This window comes from Erythrobacter sanguineus (assembly GCF_900143235.1).
GTDB classification, from domain to species: domain Bacteria; phylum Pseudomonadota; class Alphaproteobacteria; order Sphingomonadales; family Sphingomonadaceae; genus Erythrobacter; species Erythrobacter sanguineus.
The window spans coordinates 49123-67900 of record NZ_FRDF01000002.1; the positions used below are offsets into that span (position 1 = coordinate 49123).

Here is an 18778-nt window from a genome sequence, read left to right on the forward strand (position 1 = left end):
AGATTATGCCGCTGCCATTTCCTGCGGCGCATTCTCGCTGGCGAGCAGGTTGTAAGGGTCGATCCCCTCGGCTTTCCAGATGCGGTGACATTCGCGGTATTTGGTTGGCGCGGGGATGTTCATCTGCGCGCGCACCGCGTCGAGCGGCTGGGCAAGCAGTTCGCGGATCGGTTGTTCGATCAGCCGCGGCGCGCCCTTGCCGGTGCGATGCGCCTGCCGCACGGCGCCCAGCACCGGCGCCTTGCTGCCCTTGATCATCTTCTTGATATTGGCCGCCCCGGCATAACCGATCAGCAGGTGGCCATGACTGGGTGACTGGCCGTGGGTGAACAGCAACACGCATTGTTCACCCAGCGCATCGCGGCCATAACCGGTCAGCACATGAAACAGATCATGCGTATCGCGCGAACGCTCCATGAACCATTGCACCAGATCGGGATATTTGGGTCGCCCCAGGCTCTCCGCTTCGGCCACAAGGCCCGCCGCGCTCAAACCTTCGGCCTCCATGAAATCGCAATAGGCGTGGGCAAGGCTGCCCTTGGGGGTCCGGCGCAAGGCGGCGTGATCATCCAGAATTTCGGGCAGGCGCGGTTCGCTGCGGCGCAGTTCTTCGCCGTGCGGGGACAGCGCCAGTTCCTCAACCCGCGGCAGGAACGTGCGCGAGGGGAGCGATTCGAAGATCTTGAAGACCAGACTGGTGTCTTCCTTGTCCGCGATCAGCAGGCGGAAATTCTTCCACGCACGCAAGGGGCGATAACGCGGCGGGACGCGGTCGGGATGACGCAGGATGGTGCCATCGGCGGCGAACATCCGGCTGGAATCATGGGCGGCGGTGGTCATCGGCGTCGATCCTCAAGTGGCAAAGGCGAAGTACGGGGGGAAATGCCATACAATGCTTACATCAGTGTAAATAAGCGATTCGCAGCCCGAATCAAACCCCTTTCTGCGATGAACCATTGCCCGGCTGAGTCAGGAAACGATCAGGCGCCCCGCCAGTCCTTGCGCGGAATGCCCAGCAGGCTGAGCACCGCGGTCAGATCACCGCGATCGACCCGGCCATTGGCGGCCGCCCGCGCCTTGGGCTTGGCGCGATAGGCAAAGCCATAGGTCGCCGCCTCGATCATCGGGATGTCATTTGCCCCGTCTCCTGTGGCGAGGCTGACCTGCCGCTCGCCCGCTTCCTCGCGCAGTACGGCCGCCTTCACCGCACTATCGGTGATCGCACCGACAAGACCGCCGGTCAGCTTTCCCCCGCTGACTTCCAGCCGGTTGCCCACCACCCGATCAAACCCGAGCATCGCGCCGACCGAATCGGCAAAGTGATGGAAGCCCCCCGTTACCAGCACGCTGCGCGCACCCATCGCCGCCAGCGTCGCCACCAGCGTGCGCGCGCCCGGCATGGGGGTAATGCGGTCTGCCAGACAATCGCTGATCGCCGATTCCCCAAGCCCTTTGAGCAGCGCGACGCGTTCCCGCAGCGCGGCGACGAAATCGAGTTCGCCCTGCATCGCGCGTTCGGTGATGGCGGCGATCTGCGGTTTCAGTCCGGCGTAATCGGCCAGCTCGTCGATGCATTCCTGCCCGATCATGGTCGAATCCATGTCCGATACGAACACCTGCGGCACGGCGATGGTGTCGCGGCTTACCAGCATGTCGGCAGGCGCGAAGTGGCGATCAATCGCGGCCAGCACCGTGGCAGGCTCACCTTGTGCAAAGCGCAGTTCAAGCACTTCCTCGCCCGCCAGCATCGCCGCCGAGGCCAGCGCCGCCCCTTCGCCCTTCAGCGCATCGACCAGCGCATCAAGGCGTGTTTCCCTTGTCGCTGTGTCTGCTATCAGCCGGGCAATGAGCATCGTTTCTTCTCCAACCTTACCGGTCGCGCTCATTGCAGGGCCGACCGCCAGCGGCAAGAGCGCGGTTGCGCTTGATCTGGCGCACCGGCTGGCCGATGCCGGTCGCACGGGCGTGATCGTCAATGCCGACAGCGCGCAGGTCTATGCCGATCTGCGCGTGCTTTCCGCCCGCCCTGCGGATGATGAGATGGAGGGCATCGAACACCGCTTGTTCGGCGCATGGGACGGATCGCAGCCCTGTTCGGCCGCCGCATGGGCAAGCAGCGCGAAGGCGGAAATCGCCGATATCCATGCGGGCGGCGGCGTGCCGATCCTTGTCGGCGGCACCGGGCTGTATCTCAAGGTGCTGCTTGAAGGGATTGCGCCGATTCCCGAAATCGATCCCGAGGTGCGGGCCATGGTGCGCGCCCTGCCCGAAGATGGCGCCTACAAGCTGCTGCAAATGGAAGACCCGCTGCGCGCAGCAGAGCTTGATCCGGGCGATCGGCAGCGGATCGCCCGCGCGCTTGAGGTCAAACGTTCGACCGGGGTGACGCTGGGCGACTGGCAATTGGCCAAGGCGGGCGGGATTGCCGAGGAGGTGGCGCTTCACCCGCTGCTGCTGCTGCCCGACCGCGCATGGCTGTATGAACGCTGCGACCGGCGCTTCGCGGCGATGATGGAGGCGGGCGCGGTGACCGAGGTCGAGGCGCTGATTGCGCGCGGGCTTGACCCCGATCTGCCGGTAATGCGCGCCATCGGCGTGCCGGAGATCGCGGCCTTGCTTGACGGGGATCTCACCCGCGAGGCCGTGATTGCGGCCGGAAGCCAGGCAACCCGCAACTATGCCAAGCGCCAATACACATGGTTCCGGCGCCAGACACCGGCGGATTGGGCGCGGATCGCGCCCGGCACCCAGTCTGAAAATATCGACATTGGCAGTCATTTTGCATCATTATTACGTAATTAAAGGTTGACCTGTCACATTATAACCTATAGCAGCGTGGCGACTCGGTCCGAAGCGGATAATCCCTGCCTCGGGCCGGTTTTTGTTGTTTAGCGCGGCGCGCGTGAGGCGTGCCGCCCAGCCCTGATCACATGGAATGGAGTTTCTCGTGCCCGGCCAGCCGGATCCTGCCCGACCCGACAACCCCGCCAGCAGCGGGGCGGCGATCCTTGTGCAAAGCCTGATCGAACAGGGGGTCGAATTCGTGTTCGGCTACCCCGGCGGCGCGGTGCTGCCGATCTATGATGAATTGTTCGGGGATGAGCGCATCCGCCACATACTGGTGCGGCACGAAGCCGGCGCGGCCCATGCGGCGGAAGGCTATGCCCGCGCCACCGGCAAGCCCGGCGTGGTGCTGGTGACCTCCGGACCCGGCGCGACCAATGCGATCACCGGCATCGCCGATGCGTGGATGGATTCGATCCCGCTGGTGGTGATCACCGGACAGGTGCCGACCGCGCTGATCGGCACCGATGCCTTTCAGGAAGCTGACACCATCGGCATCACCCGCCACTGCACCAAGCATAATTATCTGGTCAAAGACCCGGCAGATCTCGCCGCCACCATTTCCGAGGCCTTCCGCATCGCCACCACCGGGCGTCCCGGCCCGGTCGTGATCGACATTCCCAAGGACGTGCAGATCGCCATCCCGTCGACAAACCGCGCTTTCCTGCGCGCGGGGTCGCATCGCTACGCCCCGCAGATGGTCGCCCCTGCCGATCAGATCATCGAGGCGATCGAGATGATCGCTGCTGCCGAACGGCCAATCCTTTACACCGGCGGCGGGGTGATCAATTCCGGCCCACATGCAAGCGAGCTGTTGCGCCAGCTTCAGGACATTACCGGTGCGCCGGTAACCTCGACCCTGATGGGCCTTGGCGCCTTTCCGAGCGTGCATCCCGATTGGCTCGGGATGCTGGGGATGCACGGCACTTTTGAAGCCAACATGGCGATGAACAAGGCCGACGTGATGGTCTGCATCGGCGCGCGCTTTGATGATCGGGTGACGGGCAGGCTTGATGCCTTCTCGCCGGATTCGCGCAAGATCCACATTGATATCGACCGTTCCTCGATCAACAAGACCGTTGCTGTCGAACTGGGGATTGTCGGCGATTGCGGCACGGTGCTGGGCCAGATGCTTGAGGCATGGGGAACCCGCAAACCCCGCGATCTGGGCGAATGGAAGGCGCGGATCGCGGGCTGGCGCGCGCGCGAATGCCTCGCCTATCCGGAACGTTCGGTAAAGCACCCGAACATGATAATGCCGCAGAAGGCGATCGAGCGGCTTTATGCCCTGACGCATTCGGTCAAGCCGATCATCTCGACCGAGGTCGGCCAGCACCAGATGTGGGCGGCGCAATATTTCCACTTTGACGATCCGAACAAGTGGCTGACCAGCGGCGGGCTCGGCACGATGGGTTACGGCCTTCCCGCTGCCATTGGCGCGCAATTGGGCCACCCCGATGCGCTGGTGATCGATATTGCGGGCGAAGCGTCGATTCAGATGAACATTCAGGAACTCGGCACCGCGTCGCAATACCGCCTGCCGGTCAAGGTGTTCATCCTCAACAATGAATATATGGGCATGGTTCGCCAGTGGCAGGAACTGACCTATGAAAGCCGCTATTCGAACTCCTATTCCGACAGCCTGCCCGATTTCGTCCGGCTGGCCGAGGCTTACGGCTGGAAGGGCATCCGCATCCATGACGAAAGCGAGCTGGATGAAGGCATCGCCGCGATGCTCGCCCATGATGGCCCGGTTATGGTTGATTGCCTTGTCGCGCAGGATGCCAACTGCCTGCCGATGATCCCGTCAGGCGCGGCGCACACCGACATGATCCTCTACGGAGACAAGGTCGACGGGACGATGGACGACGAAGCCAAGGCGCTCGTCTAGGGCGCTGTTTCGGGGAAGACCGCAAAAATGAAAATCGCTGAAGCAGCCTCCGAGCGCCACGTGCTCGCCATCACGGTCGACAATGAACCGGGGATCCTTGCCAAGATCACCGGCCTGTTCACTGCGCGCGGCTATAATATCGACAGCCTGACCGTGGCCGACATCACCGAAGATCACGGTGTCAGCCGGATCACCATCGTCACCAACGGCCCGCCGCAGGTGATCGACCAGATCGAGGCGCAGCTGGAACGGCTGGTGCCGGTGCACAAGGTCACCGATCTCACCACTGCCGGCCCGCATGTCGAACGCGAGCTGGCGCTGATCAAGGTCACCGGCACGGGCGAAAAGCGGGTCGAGGCGCTGCGGCTGGCCGATATCTTCCGCGCCCGTCCGGTCGATACCACCACTGAAAGCTTCATTTTTGAAATCACCGGCCCGCCCGACAAGGTCGACAGCTTCATCGCTCTGATGCGCGAACTGGGGCTGGTCGAAGTCGGCCGCACCGGCGTGGTTGGGATGCTGCGCGGGCCGCAGGGGGCCTGAGCACGGACAGGAATTCAACTCCGTCTTCCCGGGCCTGACCCGGGATCCCGCTTCCTTCGACAAAACAGGAAGGCAGCGGGGCCCCGGCTCAAGGCCGGGGAGACGATCAAAGGAAAGCAAGGACGAAATAATGAAAGTCTATTACGACGCCGATGCCGATCTCAAACTGATCAAGCCGAAGAAGGTCGCCATCGTCGGCTACGGCTCGCAAGGCCACGCCCATGCCCAGAACCTGCGCGATTCAGGCGTTGCCGAAGTCGCCATCGCGCTGCGTGAAGGCTCTGCCACCGCAAAGAAAGCGGCTGAGGCGGGCTTCAAGGTGCTCACCAACACCGAAGCGGCCAAGTGGGCCGATATCCTGATGGTCCTCGCGCCCGATGAACATCAGGCCGGCATCTGGGAAAACGACATCAAGGGCCACCTCAAGCCCGGCTCTGCGCTGGCCTTTGCCCATGGCCTCAACGTCCACTTCGGCCTGATCGAGGCACCGTCGGATATCGACGTGATCATGATCGCCCCCAAAGGCCCGGGCCACACCGTCCGCAGCGAATATGTGCGCGGCGGCGGCGTCCCCTGCCTGATCGCGATCCATCAGGATGCCAGCGGCGCGGCGCATGACGTTGCGCTTGCCTATGCCAGCGCGGTTGGCGGCGGGCGTTCGGGCATCATCGAAACCAACTTCAAGGAAGAATGCGAAACCGATCTGTTCGGCGAACAGGCGGTGCTGTGCGGCGGGATCACCCACCTGATCCAGGCCGGGTTCGAAACGCTGACCGAAGCTGGTTACGCGCCCGAAATGGCCTATTTCGAGTGCCTGCATGAAACCAAGCTGATCGTCGATCTGCTGTATGAAGGCGGCATCGCCAACATGCGCTATTCGATTAGCAACACTGCCGAATATGGCGATATCACCACCGGCCCGCGGATCATCACCGATGAAACCAAGGCCGAAATGAAGCGTGTGCTGGCCGATATCCAGTCGGGCCGCTTTGTGAAGAACTTCGTGCTGGATAACCGCGCTGGCCAGCCCGAACTCAAGGCCGCACGCAAGGCTGCCGAAGCGCATCCGATCGAAAAGACCGGGGCCGAATTGCGCGCCATGATGCCGTGGATCAGCGCCAACAAGCTGGTCGACAAGACCAGGAACTGACGCCGGCGCGCACAAGGCGCAGCGCATCGGGCTTGCCCCGCGCTGCGCCTTGCGCGACAGCACCGCCATGCGCCTTTCCGATTGCCACAATATCGACGATTTCCGCAAGCTGGCGAAGGCCCGCCTGCCCTTCCCCGTGTTCGATTACATCGACGGTGCGGCCGATGACGAACTGACCAAGGCGCGCAATACCGCCGCCTTCGCGGGCGTCGATCTGGTCCCCGATGTGCTGGCGGGGGTGGAGACGATCGACACCTCCTGCACCATCCTCGGGCGCAAATCGGCGCTGCCGCTGATGCTTTCGCCGACAGCAGTGCAGCGCGCCTTCCACTGGCAAGGTGAAACGGCAGTCGCCAAGGCTGCGGAGACATACGGGCTGTGGTTCGGCATCTCCAGCCTTGCGACCCGCTCTATCGAGGATATCGCCGCCCTGACCAGCGGGCCGAAGCTGTTCCAGCTTTATGTCCACAAGGACAAGGGGCTCAACACCCACATGATCGAGCGTTGTCAGGCAGCGAAGTTCGATGCGCTGGCGCTGACGGTGGACACGATTGTTTCGGGCAAGCGCGAACGCTGCCTGCGTTCAGGCTTCACCACCCCACCGCGCTTCACCCCGGCCAGCGTGCTGAGCTATGCTACCCGTCCGCGCTGGACGATGGACTATCTGCTGCGCGAGAAATTCCGGCTGCCCAATCTCGATACCCATGTCAGCGAGGGCACCAACAAGGCGGTGAGTATCGCGGAATATTTCAACACCATGCTCGACACCGCGATGGATTGGAGCACGGCGGCGGCAATTCGCGAACAATGGGGCGGTACCTTCGTGCTGAAAGGGGTGATGAGCGCCGGTGATGCGCGCCGCGCGGTTGAGATCGGGGCGGACGCGATCATGATCTCCAACCATGGCGGGCGGCAACTCGATGGCAGCCGCGCGCCCTTCGACCAGTTGCCCGAGATCGTGGACGCCGTGGGCGGCGAGATCGAGATCATCTGCGACGGCGGCGTGCGGCGCGGCACCCATGTGATGAAGGCGCTGTGTTCGGGCGCAACCGCTGCTTCGGGCGGGCGGCTTTACCTCTATGCGCTGGCGGCAGCCGGGCAGGACGGGGTCGAACGCGCGCTCGGCATCCTGAAGGACGAGATCGAGCGCGGCATGCGGCTGATGGGGGTCACGCGGGTGGATCAGTTGACGCACGAAAGGTTGCGTCAAGGATAACCGGCCTCAAGCAACGCAAGTGTTGGGCCGAAAAGCCCGCCCTCAAGCAGCGAAAGCGGTAGGCCGAGAAACCCGGCCTGAAGCAGCGAAAGCGGTAGGCCAGACAGGAATGTCATAATCCGGTAACGCAAGCCGGGCTTGAGGCGATCAGACCAGCAAACGGACAGCTATCATGACCCTGCTTTCGCGCCATTTCGTCACGCTCCCCCTTGCTATCGCCGCGCTGGTGCTGACCGGCTGCGGCAGCGAACCTGATCCGGCCGCCAATGACGCGGCCAGCTTTGCTGCGCGCATCAAGCAGAATGACGAGACCCCCGCGCCGCAAGGCACCGTCGCGCCCAGGCTGGCCGAACCCATACCCGGCGCAGCGCCCGGCCCCTATGCCCCCGGCACGCTGACCGATCCGGCCTCGGCCACCTGCGGCGCGAACCTGATGGGGCCGTTTATCGGCAAGCTTGCCGACGATGCCACCCGCGCCGAGATCGTCGCCGCGCTGGGCCGCAGCGACAACCTGCGCTTTGTTGCCTTTGGCACGCCCGGCTATATCAATCCCGATCCCACCAATCCGCGCCTCAGCCTGATGCTCGATAGGCAGAACATCATCCGTGACGCGCGTTGCGGGTAGGATTGTGCGGGCGACAGGGGATGAATCCCGGCTTGCGCGCGCCGGGATAATCGGCAAAGACGGATCGCAATGACGCGGAACGGACTCCTGCTGCTTCGACTTATGCGCCCTTGGGCGTAGGGCTTCGCGCGCAAGGATCGCCGCGGCCCCGCTCCCAAGGGTGACCAGCCGCCAGCCTTCCTTTCCCTTTTCCGCGACGAGCTTTTCCCATGCCCATGCTCAAGAACCCTTCTGCCAAATATCGCCCCTTTGGCCAGATCGATCTGCCTGACCGCCAGTGGCCCAGCCGCCTGATTACCCATGCCCCGCGCTGGCTTTCGACCGATCTGCGCGACGGCAACCAGTCGATCATCGATCCGATGGACGCGGTGAAAAAGCGCCGCTTTTTCGATCTGCTGATCGAAATCGGGGTCAAGGAAATCGAAGTCGGCTTCCCCAGCGCAGGCGCGACCGAGTTCGACTTTATCTCCGGCCTCGTGCGTTCGGGCGACATCCCTGACGATGTCACCGTGCAGGTGCTCACACAGAGCCGCGAAGACCTGATCCGCACCTCTTTCGACAGCCTCGAAGGCGCGCGGGCGGCGATCGTGCACCTGTATAATGCGGTCAGCCCGGCGTGGCGCGACATCGTGTTCCGGATGAGCAAGGACGAAGTGAAAGCCATCGCCATCGCCGGTGCCAAGGTGATGCGCGACGAGGCGGCCAAGCGCCCCGGCACCGACTGGCATTTCCAGTATTCGCCCGAAACCTTCTCCACCGCCGAACTGGATTTCAGCATCGAGGTGTGCGCGGCGGTGATGGAGGTGCTTCAGCCAACACCCGACCATCCGATCATCCTCAACCTGCCTGCCACCATCGAGGCGGCGACGCCCAATATCTACGCCGACCAGATCGAATATTTCGCCCGCCACCTGCCCAATCGCGAAGCTGCGATCCTGAGCCTCCACACCCACAACGACCGCGGCACCGGGGTCGCGGCAGCGGAACTGGGGCTGATGGCGGGCGCCGACCGGGTCGAAGGCTGCCTGTTCGGCAATGGCGAACGCACCGGCAATTGCTGCCTCGTGACGATGGGTCTCAATCTCTACACCCAGGGGGTGGATCCGGGCCTCGATTTCTCCGACATCGACCGGGTGATCGAAACGGTCACCTATTGCAACGACCTGCCCGTGCACCAGCGCCACCCCTATGGCGGGGAACTGGTCTACACGGCGTTCTCCGGCAGCCATCAGGACGCGATCAAGAAGGGTTTCGAAGCGCGCGACACGCAGAATGACGAATATTGGCGCGTGCCCTATCTGCCGATCGATCCGGCCGATCTGGGCCGTTCATACGAGGCCGTGATCCGGGTCAATTCGCAATCCGGCAAGGGCGGTTTCGCCTGGGTGCTGGAAAAGGATCAGGGCCTTAAACTGCCCAAGAAGATGCAGGCCGATTTCAGCCGTCATGTTCAAGCCATGGCCGATGATCTGGGCCGCGAACTGGGCGCCGCCGATATCTGGGAGGCGTTCCGCCGTGCCTACCATGTCAAGACCCACCCCAAGCATTTCCAACTGGTGCGCTACGAGGAAAGCCGCGCTGCCGATGGCACGCGCATCTTTGCCGGGACGATTGCCGTGCAGGGTCACGAGCAGAGCGTCTCGGGGCGCGGCAACGGCCTCATCTCCAGCGTGATGGGGACCTTGCGCGAAGCTTTCGGGGTCGATTTGGAGGTGGCGGATTATACCGAGCATGCGCTTGGACAGGGCACGGATGCACGCGCGGCGGCCTATCTCGAATGCCGCACCGGTGATGGCCGCACCATCTGGGGCTGCGGGATCGACGAGGATATCGCCACCGCCAGCGTGCGTGCGGTGCTTTCGGCGGCGAATGTGGCGGTTTCACAAAGCGCCCGATAGCCCCTCTGCCCGCGCTTGCATGGCTGCCGATTTGCGCGCAATCTCGCCAACCATGCAATGATGGCGCAAAGTTGGGAGAGGCAGGTCGCTCATGGAAGTGCTGGAACCGGATCCTGCAATCCCGCTGCCGCCGCCGCAGGTGGCCGCCGATCTGGCGTTCGGCGATCTTGGCAGGGCGCTGGCGGCGGGCTGGCGTGATTTCCTCGGCCTTGCGCAATTCGGGATGTTCTTTGGCGGGTTCTATGTGCTGGCGGGCCTGCTGATCGGCTTGGCGGCGATCAACGGGGGTGAGCCGACCTGGCTGATCCCGGCGATGGCAGGCTTTCCGCTGGTCGCGCCCTTCGTGGCGGTCGGCCTTTACGAGGCAAGCCGCAGGCGCGAAGCAGGCCTTGCCCTGTCGTGGCGCGCGGTGCTTGGCGCGCTGAAAGGACATGATGATGACCAGATCCTGTCGATGGGGGTGATCGTGTTCGTGGCCTTTTCGTTCTGGATGATCGTGGCCCATGCGATCTTTGCCGTGTTCATGGCCGAAAGCGGGATGGGAGGCGAATCCATCGCGGCCCTGCTCACCCCGGCAGGCCTGATGATGCTGGCAGTGGGCAGTGCGGTGGGCGCGGTGATGGCGTTTGCGTTCTATGCCATGACTGTCATCAGCCTGCCGATGCTGGTGGAACGCAAGGTCGATTTCCTCACCGCGATCATCACCAGCTTTAAGGTGGTGCGCACCAATTTCGCGGTGATGCTTGGTTGGGCGGCGATCATTGCGATGCTGCTGTTCGTGGCGATGCTGCCGGCGTTCCTGGGCCTGATCGTCGCGCTGCCGGTGCTGGGCCATGCGACCTGGCATCTCTATCGCCGTGCGGTGGTATAGACGATTTCCTACTGCGCGTGCCGCCTCTATCAAAAGAGGCATGACGCTCGCCCATCCTGCCATTAGTGCTGTTGCATCAACAGGCGGCGCGGAGGCCGGGTTTCTGTCTCTGGACAGTGTCTCATGTGTCTCCAACACGCAGGCTCACGAGGGAGAGAGCGATGACCACCAGCCACACGCCCGAAGCGATTCTCGAACCGGAATTGCCGATCATCGATCCGCACCACCATCTGTGGGATTTGCGGGCAATGATCCCGATGTTCCCGGAACCGCGGCACCACTTCATCGCGGGCATCGTGGACAATGCGCATTACACCTTCGATCAGTTGCACACGCATCTGACCAGCGGCCACAACGTCATCGCCACGGTGTTCATGGAATGCGGCGCGTTCTACAATGCGTCCTATGGCGAGGCGCTCAAACCCGTGGGCGAGGTCGAATTCGTCAATGGTGTCGCTGCGCAGGCAGCCAGCGGGCTGTATGGGCCGGGTCAGCATTGCGCCGGCATCGTCGGCCATGCCGATCTGATGCTGGGCAGCAAGGCGGGCGAAGTGCTCGATGCTCTCCACGCCGCCGCCCCGCGCCGGTTCAAGGGCATTCGCCATCAGGGCGCATGGGATGCCGATCCGCAGGTGCTCGGCGCCCCGTTCCATGCGCCCGAAGGCCTCTACCGCGATACCACCTTCCGCGCAGGCTTTGCCGAACTGGGCAAGCGGGGGATGACCTTCGACGCCTGGGTGCTGGAGCCGCAAATTCCTGATGTCATCGACCTTGCGCAGCGCTTTCCCGATCAGCCGATCTGCCTTGACCATTGCGGCACGCCTTTGGGGGTCGCCGCTTACAAGGGCCGCTTGCACGAACGCTTCGACGTCTGGCGGCACAACATCAAGGAACTTGCCGCGTGCGAGAACGTGGTGGTCAAGCTGGGCGGGCTGGCGATGGCCTTCTGCGCCCTGCCCGAAGATGGCCCGGCGGCGGGGCATGGATCGGAACATCTCGCCGCCTTGTGGCGCCCCTATATCGAAACCTGCATCGAAGCCTTCGGGCCGGAGCGCGCCATGTTCGAAAGCAATTATCCGGTCGATTACTGGGGCGCGGATTACGCGGTGCTGTGGAACGCCTTCAAGCGCCTCACCCGCTCGGCCAGCGCGGAGGAGAAAGCCGCGCTCTATGCCGGAACCGCGGCGCGGTTTTACGGGCTGGAGGGATTGGCGGGATGATGCGGCGTGCCCCGCAAAATCACGCTTGGCAGGTCAGGAACCACCGCTAGAGATGCGGGTTGATGCCGAATACGTTTTAAGGAGAAACCAATGCCCCTTCCCGCCCCCTTTGATCGCCTGCGCCTGCCGCTGATCGGATCGCCGCTGTTCATCGTTTCCGGCCCCGAACTCGTCATCGCGCAGTGCAAGGCGGGGATCATCGGCAGCTTTCCGGCGCTGAATGCGCGCCCGCAGACACTGCTGGATGAATGGCTGCACCAGATCACCGAGGAACTCAGCGCGCATAATCGCGCCCATCCCGATCGCCCGGCCGCACCGTTCGCGGTCAACCAGATCATCCACAAGACCAATGACCGGGTCGAAGCCGACATGGCGACCTGCGAGAAGTGGCAGGTGCCGATGATCATCACGTCACTGGGCGCGCGCACCGAGGTGTTCGATGCAGTGCGGAACTGGGGCGGGATCACCATGCATGACGTGATCAACAACCGCTTTGCGATGAAGGCGATCGAAAAGGGTGCCGATGGCCTGATCCCAGTTGCTGCCGGTGCGGGCGGGCACGCCGGGGCGCTTTCGCCCTTCGCCTTGATGCAGGAAATCCGCGAATGGTTCGATGGGCTGGTGGCGCTGTCGGGGTCGATCGCGCATGGAGCCTCGATCCTTGCCGCGCAGGCGCTGCGGGCCGATTTTGCCTATGCGGGCAGCGCCTTCATCGCGACAAAGGAAGCCAACGCCGATGCCGCCTACAAGCAGGGCATTGTCGAAGGATCTTCGGAAGGCATCGTCTATACCAACCTGTTCACCGGGGTGCATGGCAATTACCTGCGTTCCTCGATCGAACAGGCGGGGCTTGATCCCGACAACCTGCCGGTCAGCGACCCTTCCAAGATGAACTTCGGCAGCGGCGGCAACACCAAGGCCAAGGCGTGGAAGGACATCTGGGGTTCGGGTCAGGGTGTTGGCGCGGTCAAGGAAGTGGGCAGCGTGGAAGATCTGGTGGCGCGGATGGAGCGTGAATATCACGCGGCCAAGGCCCGGATGCTGGCTAATTCGGGCTATACCTCGTGGGGCGCGATGGCCGAGGCGGCCGAGTAACCGGGGCTTAATGCGCCGACCACAGCGACCCGGCCATCGCGTCGAGATCGCTGAAGTCGAAGCCGATGCCGAGCGGGTCCTTGCGATTGAGCAGCACCCGCCGGCGCTCGGCCAGAAGCTGGCGGCGCAGTGCATCCTGCAGCAGTTGCAGCCGCATCAACGCCTCGGCCAGGGCGGCATCGGGATCATGGTTGCGGGCCAGCGCCCAGCGTTCCTCGATCCGTCCGACCCGGGCGATGACGACTTCGTTGTAGCGCTGGTGAGGCCCGCGGTGCAGCGGCATCCCGGTGCGGATGGTCGCCTGCTCGTTTGCCGGCAGCAGCAAGCCGTTGGCGCGGAAATTATCGAACCCCACCCGATCACGCCCGATCGCGGCGAACATGGTTCCGAAGCAGCGGCGCGAAAGCAGTTGCCGGGGGAGCAGGTGATGGCGCTGAAGCGACGGGCCATAACCGGGGGTGCCGCGGCGGTTGACCGAGCGAAAGGCAATGGCAATGCGGAAAGCGGTGCGCCCCGGATAGGACATCTACTCGCGCCTCACTCTGACGAACCGGCTGTTGCGCGAGGCCTGCATGACAAGCCGCGTGCCATCCGGCGCGATGATCCGTTCGCTTTCGCCAATCCCGCCAACGATCACCAACTGGTTGATGAGGCGCACGCCAAGCCTTGTCGCGGCGACCTTGTCGATCGAGAGCGGCGGTTCGATCCGCAATTCCTGGCCGATCCAGAACGCAAGGCCGACGCTTTGCAGCGCGCCATCATCGCTCTCCTCGAAGGCGGTCAGACCGAGCGCCGGAAAGGCCCCGCCATCGAGCCACGCGGTGATGACCGATTCAAAGAACCGCCGCCCGATCGCGCTGCGCGAGGGGCCCCAGTACACCGCTGCCAGATCGGGGAAATGCAAGCTCAGGTCGCGGGCGAGTGCCAGCATGGCCCGCAGCACCGGAACGCTGCGCCCTCCCCCGGCAAGATGCGGGCCCGGAGCGATCACGAGCGATTCGAAACAGTCCCCATCTGGCGTCGTGGCAAGATCAAAACGATGGGCAATGTCAGGCGTGCCGCAGGCGGCCCCCGGGGCCAGCCCGTGCAGATCGAAAGTCAATCCGTCGCGCAAAAGCTCAACCCACAGCGGGGCAGCATCAGCCTCGGTCGCGCGCAAGTGTTCGCCATCTGCGACGACCAGCGAAAGCGCCGCATCCTCGGTCGGATCATGGCTGAGCGATACCGCATGCTGGCGCGAAACAAAGCTCCGGATCGCATCGCACGTGGGACGCATGCCCGGCGCGAACAGCAAGTGCAGCTCTGCGGAATCAGCATGCTGCGACTGTGAAATGGCCGATATCCCCTTCTTTTGTGCCTGGCCGGGCCGCGATCCGGCAGGCAACATTGGCCTTTTTGCCTGCCATCGTCGAGTCCCCAATCAGCCTCCCTGTCCCGATAAGGGTCATACCCTAGATGATGCCGAGACGCAGCCCCTCGGCCAGCGCTTGTCCGAGTTCCTTGCATTCTTTCAGAACCTTGTCCGGCACCTGCTTGGGCGCGGCGATCGCTTCGGGGGTCTGCGCAGCGAAGTTGATGATCACCGGCTCGGCCACCCGCCGCAGCCGCCAGCCCGCCGCGATCCGGTCGATCTGGCGCTGCGCCCCTTCCCCGTCCGACCCGGCGGCGATGATGGTGGCGTAGGGTCGGCCCTCGATCGTGCCCAGCACGTCATAATAGGTGCGGTCGAACATCTCCTTCATCAGCCCGCTCATGGTGGCGAGGTTCTCCGGGCAGACGAACAGATAGCCCGCAGCGCCCAGCAATGCATCGCCGGTTACGGCATCGGCGCGCAACAGCAGCGCATCACCCGCACCATCGGCGGCGGCCTGTGCCATGGCCTGGCTGGCGCCGGTGCGGCTGTGCCAGGCGATCAGCAGGCGCGCGGCGGAGGTGCTCTGAACCATGCGGTCTCACGTGCCGTGCGTTCCTGTCGATTGTCAATCACCTGTGCCTGTCCGCCACCCAGCCTTTGCGCTAGGGACGGGATCATGGCCTCTGCTTCGTCGTCCCTTGCGCCCCATGCCCATGTTCTGGGCGTTATTGCCTCGCTCTCGGGCAAGGCGTGGCGCTGGCGGGGTGGCAACATGGCGCTTGGCGCGGCATCGGCACAGGGGCTGGAGCATTCGATCCTCGACCAGTTGCTGCTGACCCGCGGCGTGGCCGAGGATGATCTTGCGCGTCACGCCCGCCCGACCTTGCGCGACTTCCTGCCTGATCCTTCGGCCTTCCGCGACATGGACACCGCTGCCGATCGGCTTGCCCATGCGGTGATGACCAGCGAACAGGTGACGATTTACGGCGATTACGACGTGGACGGCGCAACCAGCGCGGCGTTGCTGGTCGAACTGCTGCGCCAGGTGGGCCATGACGCGGGCTATTATATCCCCGACCGTCTGCTGGAAGGTTACGGCCCGACGGGCGAGGCGCTGGTCAGGCTGGCCGAGGCAGGATCAAGCCTGATCGTCACGGTCGATTGCGGCGCGATGGCGCACGAGGCACTGAGTATGGCCAAGCGCGCCGGCTTGGACGTGATCGTGGTCGATCACCACAAATGCTCGCCCGAACTTCCCGAAGCCGCGGCTCTGGTCAATCCCAACCGCCTTGACGAAAGCGATCTCGGCGCGGCGCACGGCCATCTGGCAGCGGTGGGGGTTGCCTTCCTGCTCGGCGTCGCGCTGGTGCGGACGCTGCGCGGCAAGGGCTGGTTCGCACAGCGGCCGGAACCTGACCTCAAGGGCCTGCTCGATCTGGTCGCATTGGGCACGGTTGCCGATGTTGCCGCGCTGCATGGCCTCAACCGCGCCTTCGTGGCGCAGGGGCTCAAGGTGCTCGCCCGGCGAGAACGGATCGGGATGGCGGCGCTGATTGATGCCAGCCGCCTGACCCGCGCCCCGCAGGCAAGCGATCTCGGTTTCGCGCTTGGCCCGCGCATCAATGCCGGTGGGCGGATCGGCGAATCGACGCTGGGCGTGCGGCTGCTGACCACCACCGACCCCGAAGAAGCGCGCGCCATCGCCATCCAGCTGTCGCAACTCAACGAGGAACGCCGCGCGATAGAGGCCGAGGTGCAGGAAGCCGCCGAAGCGCAGGTTGCAGGGCAGCACAACATGGCGGTGCAGGTGCTGTCAGGCCATGGCTGGCACCCCGGCGTGATCGGGATCGTCGCTGGCCGCATCAAGGAAAAGACCGGCAAGCCCGCGATTGTGATCGCGCTTGACGCTGCGCAAGGCAAAGGCAGCGGTCGCTCGATCAGCGGTGTGGATCTGGGTGCGGCAATCATTGCCGCGCGTGAGGCCGGGCTGCTGGTGGCAGGCGGCGGCCACGCCATGGCAGCGGGGCTGACCATCGACAGCGGCCGCCTTGCCGATTTCGCGGGCTTCCTCAACGAACGGCTTGCCCGCGATGTCGAGCGTGCGCGGACCGGGGCAGCGATGTTGCTTGATCTGGCGCTGGCTCCGGGCGGTTTGACTCCGGAACTGGTCGAGACGCTGGAGGCTGCGGGGCCTTACGGGGTCGGATGGCCCGCGCCGCGCATCGCCGTCGGGCCAGTGCGGATCGTCAAGGCGGATATCGTCGGCAAGGATCACCTGCGGCTGGTGGCCAGCGGGATGGACGGGCGCTCGTTCAAGGCGATCGCTTTTCGCGCTGCGGAAACCGAAATGGCCCAGACCCTGCTCCACCGCAGCAACGGGCGCCGCTTCCATCTCGCCGGGCGCGTCCGGATCGATGATTGGGGCAACCGCCCGGCAGCGGAATTGCATCTGGAGGACGCGGCTTTCGCCGACTGAGCCTGCCCGCGCGATTTTTCCCGCAGGCGAGGCAAACGGGGCTTGACCGATCCGATTCACACCCCTAGTTGCCCGCTCTCGCAGCGGATGTGGCCCCTTCGTCTAGCGGTTAGGACGCGGCCCTTTCACGGCTGAAACACGGGTTCGATTCCCGTAGGGGTCACCACCTCCCGGTTGCGATACGAATGGGCGGCAGGCTTCGGCCTTGCCGCCCTTTTCGTTGTGCGCGGGTCGTGCGCGAGTCATTGGCCATTCTTGCGGCTTCGGCGCTTTCAACCTTTCCCGCTTGGTTGTAAGGCGATGCGCGATGGGCATGGGGCAGAACTTTCCGGTCGCCGGCATCCTGCTGGCAGCGGTGACCTTTGTGGCGATGATGCTGCTCGGGGTCGACGCGGTGATCGCCCTGTCGGTGCTGCTGGTCTGGGTCGGATCACTGCTGGTTGCCGCAGGTCGCCCGCCCGAACCACCCAAGACCATCGTCAAGCGTTCGTTCGACCTCGATTCGATTAGCGAACTGATCGAGAATTTCTCGACCCCGCTGATGATTACCGAACGCAACACCATCGCGCTTGCAAATCGTGCCGCGCGCACCATGCTTGGCCCGCACGTGGTCGGGCAGGATGCGCGGGTCGCATTGCGCCAGCCCGAGGCGATTTCGCTGCTCAATGATGGGCGCAGCGGCGAAGCGATCGTGCGCGGCCTCGTCCGCCGACAGGACATCTGGCAGGTCAACCATCAGGCAATCGACGATCGGCTCGCGATGCTGGAACTGACCAACCAGACTGCCGAAGCCGATATCAGCCGCGCGCATACCGATTTCGTCGCCAATGCCAGCCACGAACTGCGCACGCCGCTGGCTGCGATCCTCGGCTATGTCGAAACCCTGCGCGAGGACGATGGCAAGGTCGACACGCCCACCGCACAGAAGTTCCTCGGCATCATCGAACGCGAGGCGCAGCGCCTCCACGCATTGGTGAGCGACCTGATGAGCCTGTCGCGGGTCGAGGCCGAAAAGCACGACCTGCCGACCGAACGCATCGCACTTGCCCCGCTGGTCGAACGCGCCTCGCGCGATGCGGCAGGATCGGCACGGGTCGAGCGGATCGAACTTGACCTTGCGGGTGATCCCTGGGTGATCGGCGACCAGCAACAGCTTGAACAGGTGGTGCGCAACCTTGTCGACAATGCGCTCAAATATGGCGCGTCTGACCGTCCGGTGAAGGTTGCGCTCGATCTGGTGCCGGGCGATCAGGCGCGGATTGCGGTGACGGATCAAGGCGAAGGTGTCGCGGCCGAACAGATCCCGCACCTCACCCGGCGATTCTACCGCACCGATCCCGGCCGCAGCCGCGCTTCGGGCGGCACCGGGCTCGGCCTTGCGATCGTAAAGCATATCGTGGAGCGCCACCGCGGACGGCTCGACATCAGCAGCAAACTGGGCAAGGGCACCCGCGTGGTGGTGCGTATCCCGCTGGCGGCCCCGGTGAAAACCGAAGCTCCGGATGCCGGCGAAGAGGATGGCGACGATCCGCGCGAGCCCGAAACCCAAGAACTGTCATAGCTGTGTCTTATTTCTTGAACATCCGCCCGCCATG

The 18778-nt window shown here is 64.2% G+C and carries 17 protein-coding genes and 1 tRNA gene; 13 read left to right on the forward strand and 5 right to left on the reverse strand.

All coding sequences use genetic code 11. From position 1 onward, the window contains the following. Positions 1–3 precede the first annotated feature (3 nt). Both BUA05_RS01545 and serB read right to left on the reverse strand, forming a co-directional pair. Entirely contained in the window at positions 4–840 is an 837-nt protein-coding gene (locus tag BUA05_RS01545; protein WP_072672918.1) for a Coq4 family protein, read from the reverse strand. 140 nt (positions 841–980) lie between these two features. Continuing rightward, entirely contained in the window at positions 981–1853 is an 873-nt protein-coding gene (serB, locus tag BUA05_RS01550; RefSeq protein ID WP_072673073.1) for a phosphoserine phosphatase SerB, read from the reverse strand. Here serB and miaA point away from each other — a divergent pair. The 10 genes from miaA (at position 1846) to BUA05_RS01600 (ending at position 13353) form a co-directional block, all read left to right on the forward strand. After that, positions 1846–2802, forward strand: coding sequence for a tRNA (adenosine(37)-N6)-dimethylallyltransferase MiaA (gene miaA, locus BUA05_RS01555; RefSeq protein ID WP_072673074.1), 957 nt, complete (start codon positions 1846–1848; stop codon positions 2800–2802). The two genes, serB and miaA, sit on opposite strands and share 8 nt — an antisense overlap. A gap of 145 nt (positions 2803–2947) precedes the next feature. Then, positions 2948–4735, forward strand: a complete 1788-nt coding sequence (gene ilvB / locus BUA05_RS01560) for a biosynthetic-type acetolactate synthase large subunit (RefSeq protein ID WP_245790041.1) — start codon at positions 2948–2950, stop codon at positions 4733–4735. Between the two features lie 27 nt (positions 4736–4762). Continuing rightward, complete coding sequence (gene ilvN, locus BUA05_RS01565) at positions 4763–5278, forward strand: acetolactate synthase small subunit (protein WP_072672920.1); 516 nt, start codon at positions 4763–4765, stop codon at positions 5276–5278. Beyond that, entirely contained in the window at positions 5247–6428 is a 1182-nt protein-coding gene (ilvC, locus tag BUA05_RS01570; protein ID WP_483866614.1) for a ketol-acid reductoisomerase, read from the forward strand. The genes ilvN and ilvC overlap by 32 nt, the downstream gene beginning before the upstream one ends. A 67-nt stretch (positions 6429–6495) precedes the next feature. Then, positions 6496–7644, forward strand: a complete 1149-nt coding sequence (locus tag BUA05_RS01575) for an alpha-hydroxy acid oxidase (protein WP_072673075.1) — start codon at positions 6496–6498, stop codon at positions 7642–7644. A gap of 172 nt (positions 7645–7816) precedes the next feature. Then, entirely contained in the window at positions 7817–8269 is a 453-nt protein-coding gene (locus BUA05_RS01580; protein ID WP_072672922.1) for a hypothetical protein, read from the forward strand. Positions 8270–8478: 209 nt separating this feature from the next. Then, a complete protein-coding gene (gene leuA, locus BUA05_RS01585) occupies positions 8479–10167 on the forward strand; it encodes a 2-isopropylmalate synthase (RefSeq protein WP_072672923.1) in 1689 nt (562 codons plus the stop codon). Between the two features lie 91 nt (positions 10168–10258). Further along, positions 10259–11038, forward strand: coding sequence for a DUF2189 domain-containing protein (locus BUA05_RS01590; protein WP_072672924.1), 780 nt, complete (start codon positions 10259–10261; stop codon positions 11036–11038). Positions 11039–11199: 161 nt separating this feature from the next. Further along, positions 11200–12258, forward strand: coding sequence for an amidohydrolase family protein (locus BUA05_RS01595; RefSeq protein ID WP_072672925.1), 1059 nt, complete (start codon positions 11200–11202; stop codon positions 12256–12258). Between the two features lie 90 nt (positions 12259–12348). After that, a complete protein-coding gene (locus tag BUA05_RS01600) occupies positions 12349–13353 on the forward strand; it encodes an NAD(P)H-dependent flavin oxidoreductase (protein WP_072672926.1) in 1005 nt (334 codons plus the stop codon). Between the two features lie 7 nt (positions 13354–13360). Here BUA05_RS01600 and BUA05_RS01605 read toward each other — a convergent pair whose 3' ends face one another. From BUA05_RS01605 to BUA05_RS01615, 3 genes are all read right to left on the reverse strand, one after another. Beyond that, entirely contained in the window at positions 13361–13879 is a 519-nt protein-coding gene (locus BUA05_RS01605) for an AHH domain-containing protein (RefSeq protein WP_072672927.1), read from the reverse strand. Beyond that, positions 13880–14629 (reverse strand): hypothetical protein, encoded by a 750-nt coding sequence (locus BUA05_RS01610; protein WP_143150229.1) that lies wholly within the window; start codon positions 14627–14629, stop codon positions 13880–13882. It abuts the gene before it with no gap. A gap of 175 nt (positions 14630–14804) precedes the next feature. After that, positions 14805–15299: a flavodoxin family protein gene (locus tag BUA05_RS01615; protein ID WP_084662407.1), complete on the reverse strand. Its 495-nt coding sequence runs from the start codon at positions 15297–15299 to the stop codon at positions 14805–14807. An 84-nt stretch (positions 15300–15383) separates the two neighbouring features. Between BUA05_RS01615 and recJ the strand changes: the two genes are divergently transcribed. The 3 genes from recJ to BUA05_RS01630 all read left to right on the forward strand — a co-directional run bounded on the left by recJ (position 15384) and on the right by BUA05_RS01630 (position 18744). Beyond that, positions 15384–17183 carry a single-stranded-DNA-specific exonuclease RecJ gene (gene recJ / locus BUA05_RS01620; protein WP_072672928.1) on the forward strand — a complete coding sequence of 600 codons (1800 nt, stop codon included), beginning with the start codon at positions 15384–15386 and terminating at the stop codon, positions 17181–17183. Between the two features lie 91 nt (positions 17184–17274). After that, positions 17275–17349: transfer RNA gene (locus BUA05_RS01625), tRNA-Glu, on the forward strand. A 147-nt stretch (positions 17350–17496) separates the two neighbouring features. Beyond that, complete coding sequence (locus BUA05_RS01630) at positions 17497–18744, forward strand: sensor histidine kinase (protein ID WP_245790042.1); 1248 nt, start codon at positions 17497–17499, stop codon at positions 18742–18744. Positions 18745–18778: the final 34 nt, after the last annotated feature.

Excerpts from the sequence above, each read along its gene's own strand:
- BUA05_RS01545 (WP_072672918.1), bottom strand. The coding sequence starts at position 840 with ATGACCACCGCCGCCCATGATTCCAGCCGGATGTTCGCCGCCGATGGC.
- miaA (WP_072673074.1), top strand. The coding sequence starts at position 1,846 with ATGAGCATCGTTTCTTCTCCAACCTTACCGGTCGCGCTCATTGCAGGG.
- serB (WP_072673073.1), bottom strand. The coding sequence starts at position 1,853 with ATGCTCATTGCCCGGCTGATAGCAGACACAGCGACAAGGGAAACACGC.
- ilvN (WP_072672920.1), top strand. The coding sequence starts at position 4,763 with ATGAAAATCGCTGAAGCAGCCTCCGAGCGCCACGTGCTCGCCATCACG.
- BUA05_RS01575 (WP_072673075.1), top strand. The coding sequence starts at position 6,496 with ATGCGCCTTTCCGATTGCCACAATATCGACGATTTCCGCAAGCTGGCG.
- BUA05_RS01580 (WP_072672922.1), top strand. The coding sequence starts at position 7,817 with ATGACCCTGCTTTCGCGCCATTTCGTCACGCTCCCCCTTGCTATCGCC.
- leuA (WP_072672923.1), top strand. The coding sequence starts at position 8,479 with ATGCCCATGCTCAAGAACCCTTCTGCCAAATATCGCCCCTTTGGCCAG.
- BUA05_RS01590 (WP_072672924.1), top strand. The coding sequence starts at position 10,259 with ATGGAAGTGCTGGAACCGGATCCTGCAATCCCGCTGCCGCCGCCGCAG.
- BUA05_RS01595 (WP_072672925.1), top strand. The coding sequence starts at position 11,200 with ATGACCACCAGCCACACGCCCGAAGCGATTCTCGAACCGGAATTGCCG.
- BUA05_RS01600 (WP_072672926.1), top strand. The coding sequence starts at position 12,349 with ATGCCCCTTCCCGCCCCCTTTGATCGCCTGCGCCTGCCGCTGATCGGA.
- BUA05_RS01605 (WP_072672927.1), bottom strand. The coding sequence starts at position 13,879 with ATGTCCTATCCGGGGCGCACCGCTTTCCGCATTGCCATTGCCTTTCGC.
- BUA05_RS01610 (WP_143150229.1), bottom strand. The coding sequence starts at position 14,629 with ATGCGTCCCACGTGCGATGCGATCCGGAGCTTTGTTTCGCGCCAGCAT.
- BUA05_RS01615 (WP_084662407.1), bottom strand. The coding sequence starts at position 15,299 with ATGGTTCAGAGCACCTCCGCCGCGCGCCTGCTGATCGCCTGGCACAGC.
- recJ (WP_072672928.1), top strand. The coding sequence starts at position 15,384 with ATGGCCTCTGCTTCGTCGTCCCTTGCGCCCCATGCCCATGTTCTGGGC.
- BUA05_RS01630 (WP_245790042.1), top strand. The coding sequence starts at position 17,497 with ATGGGGCAGAACTTTCCGGTCGCCGGCATCCTGCTGGCAGCGGTGACC.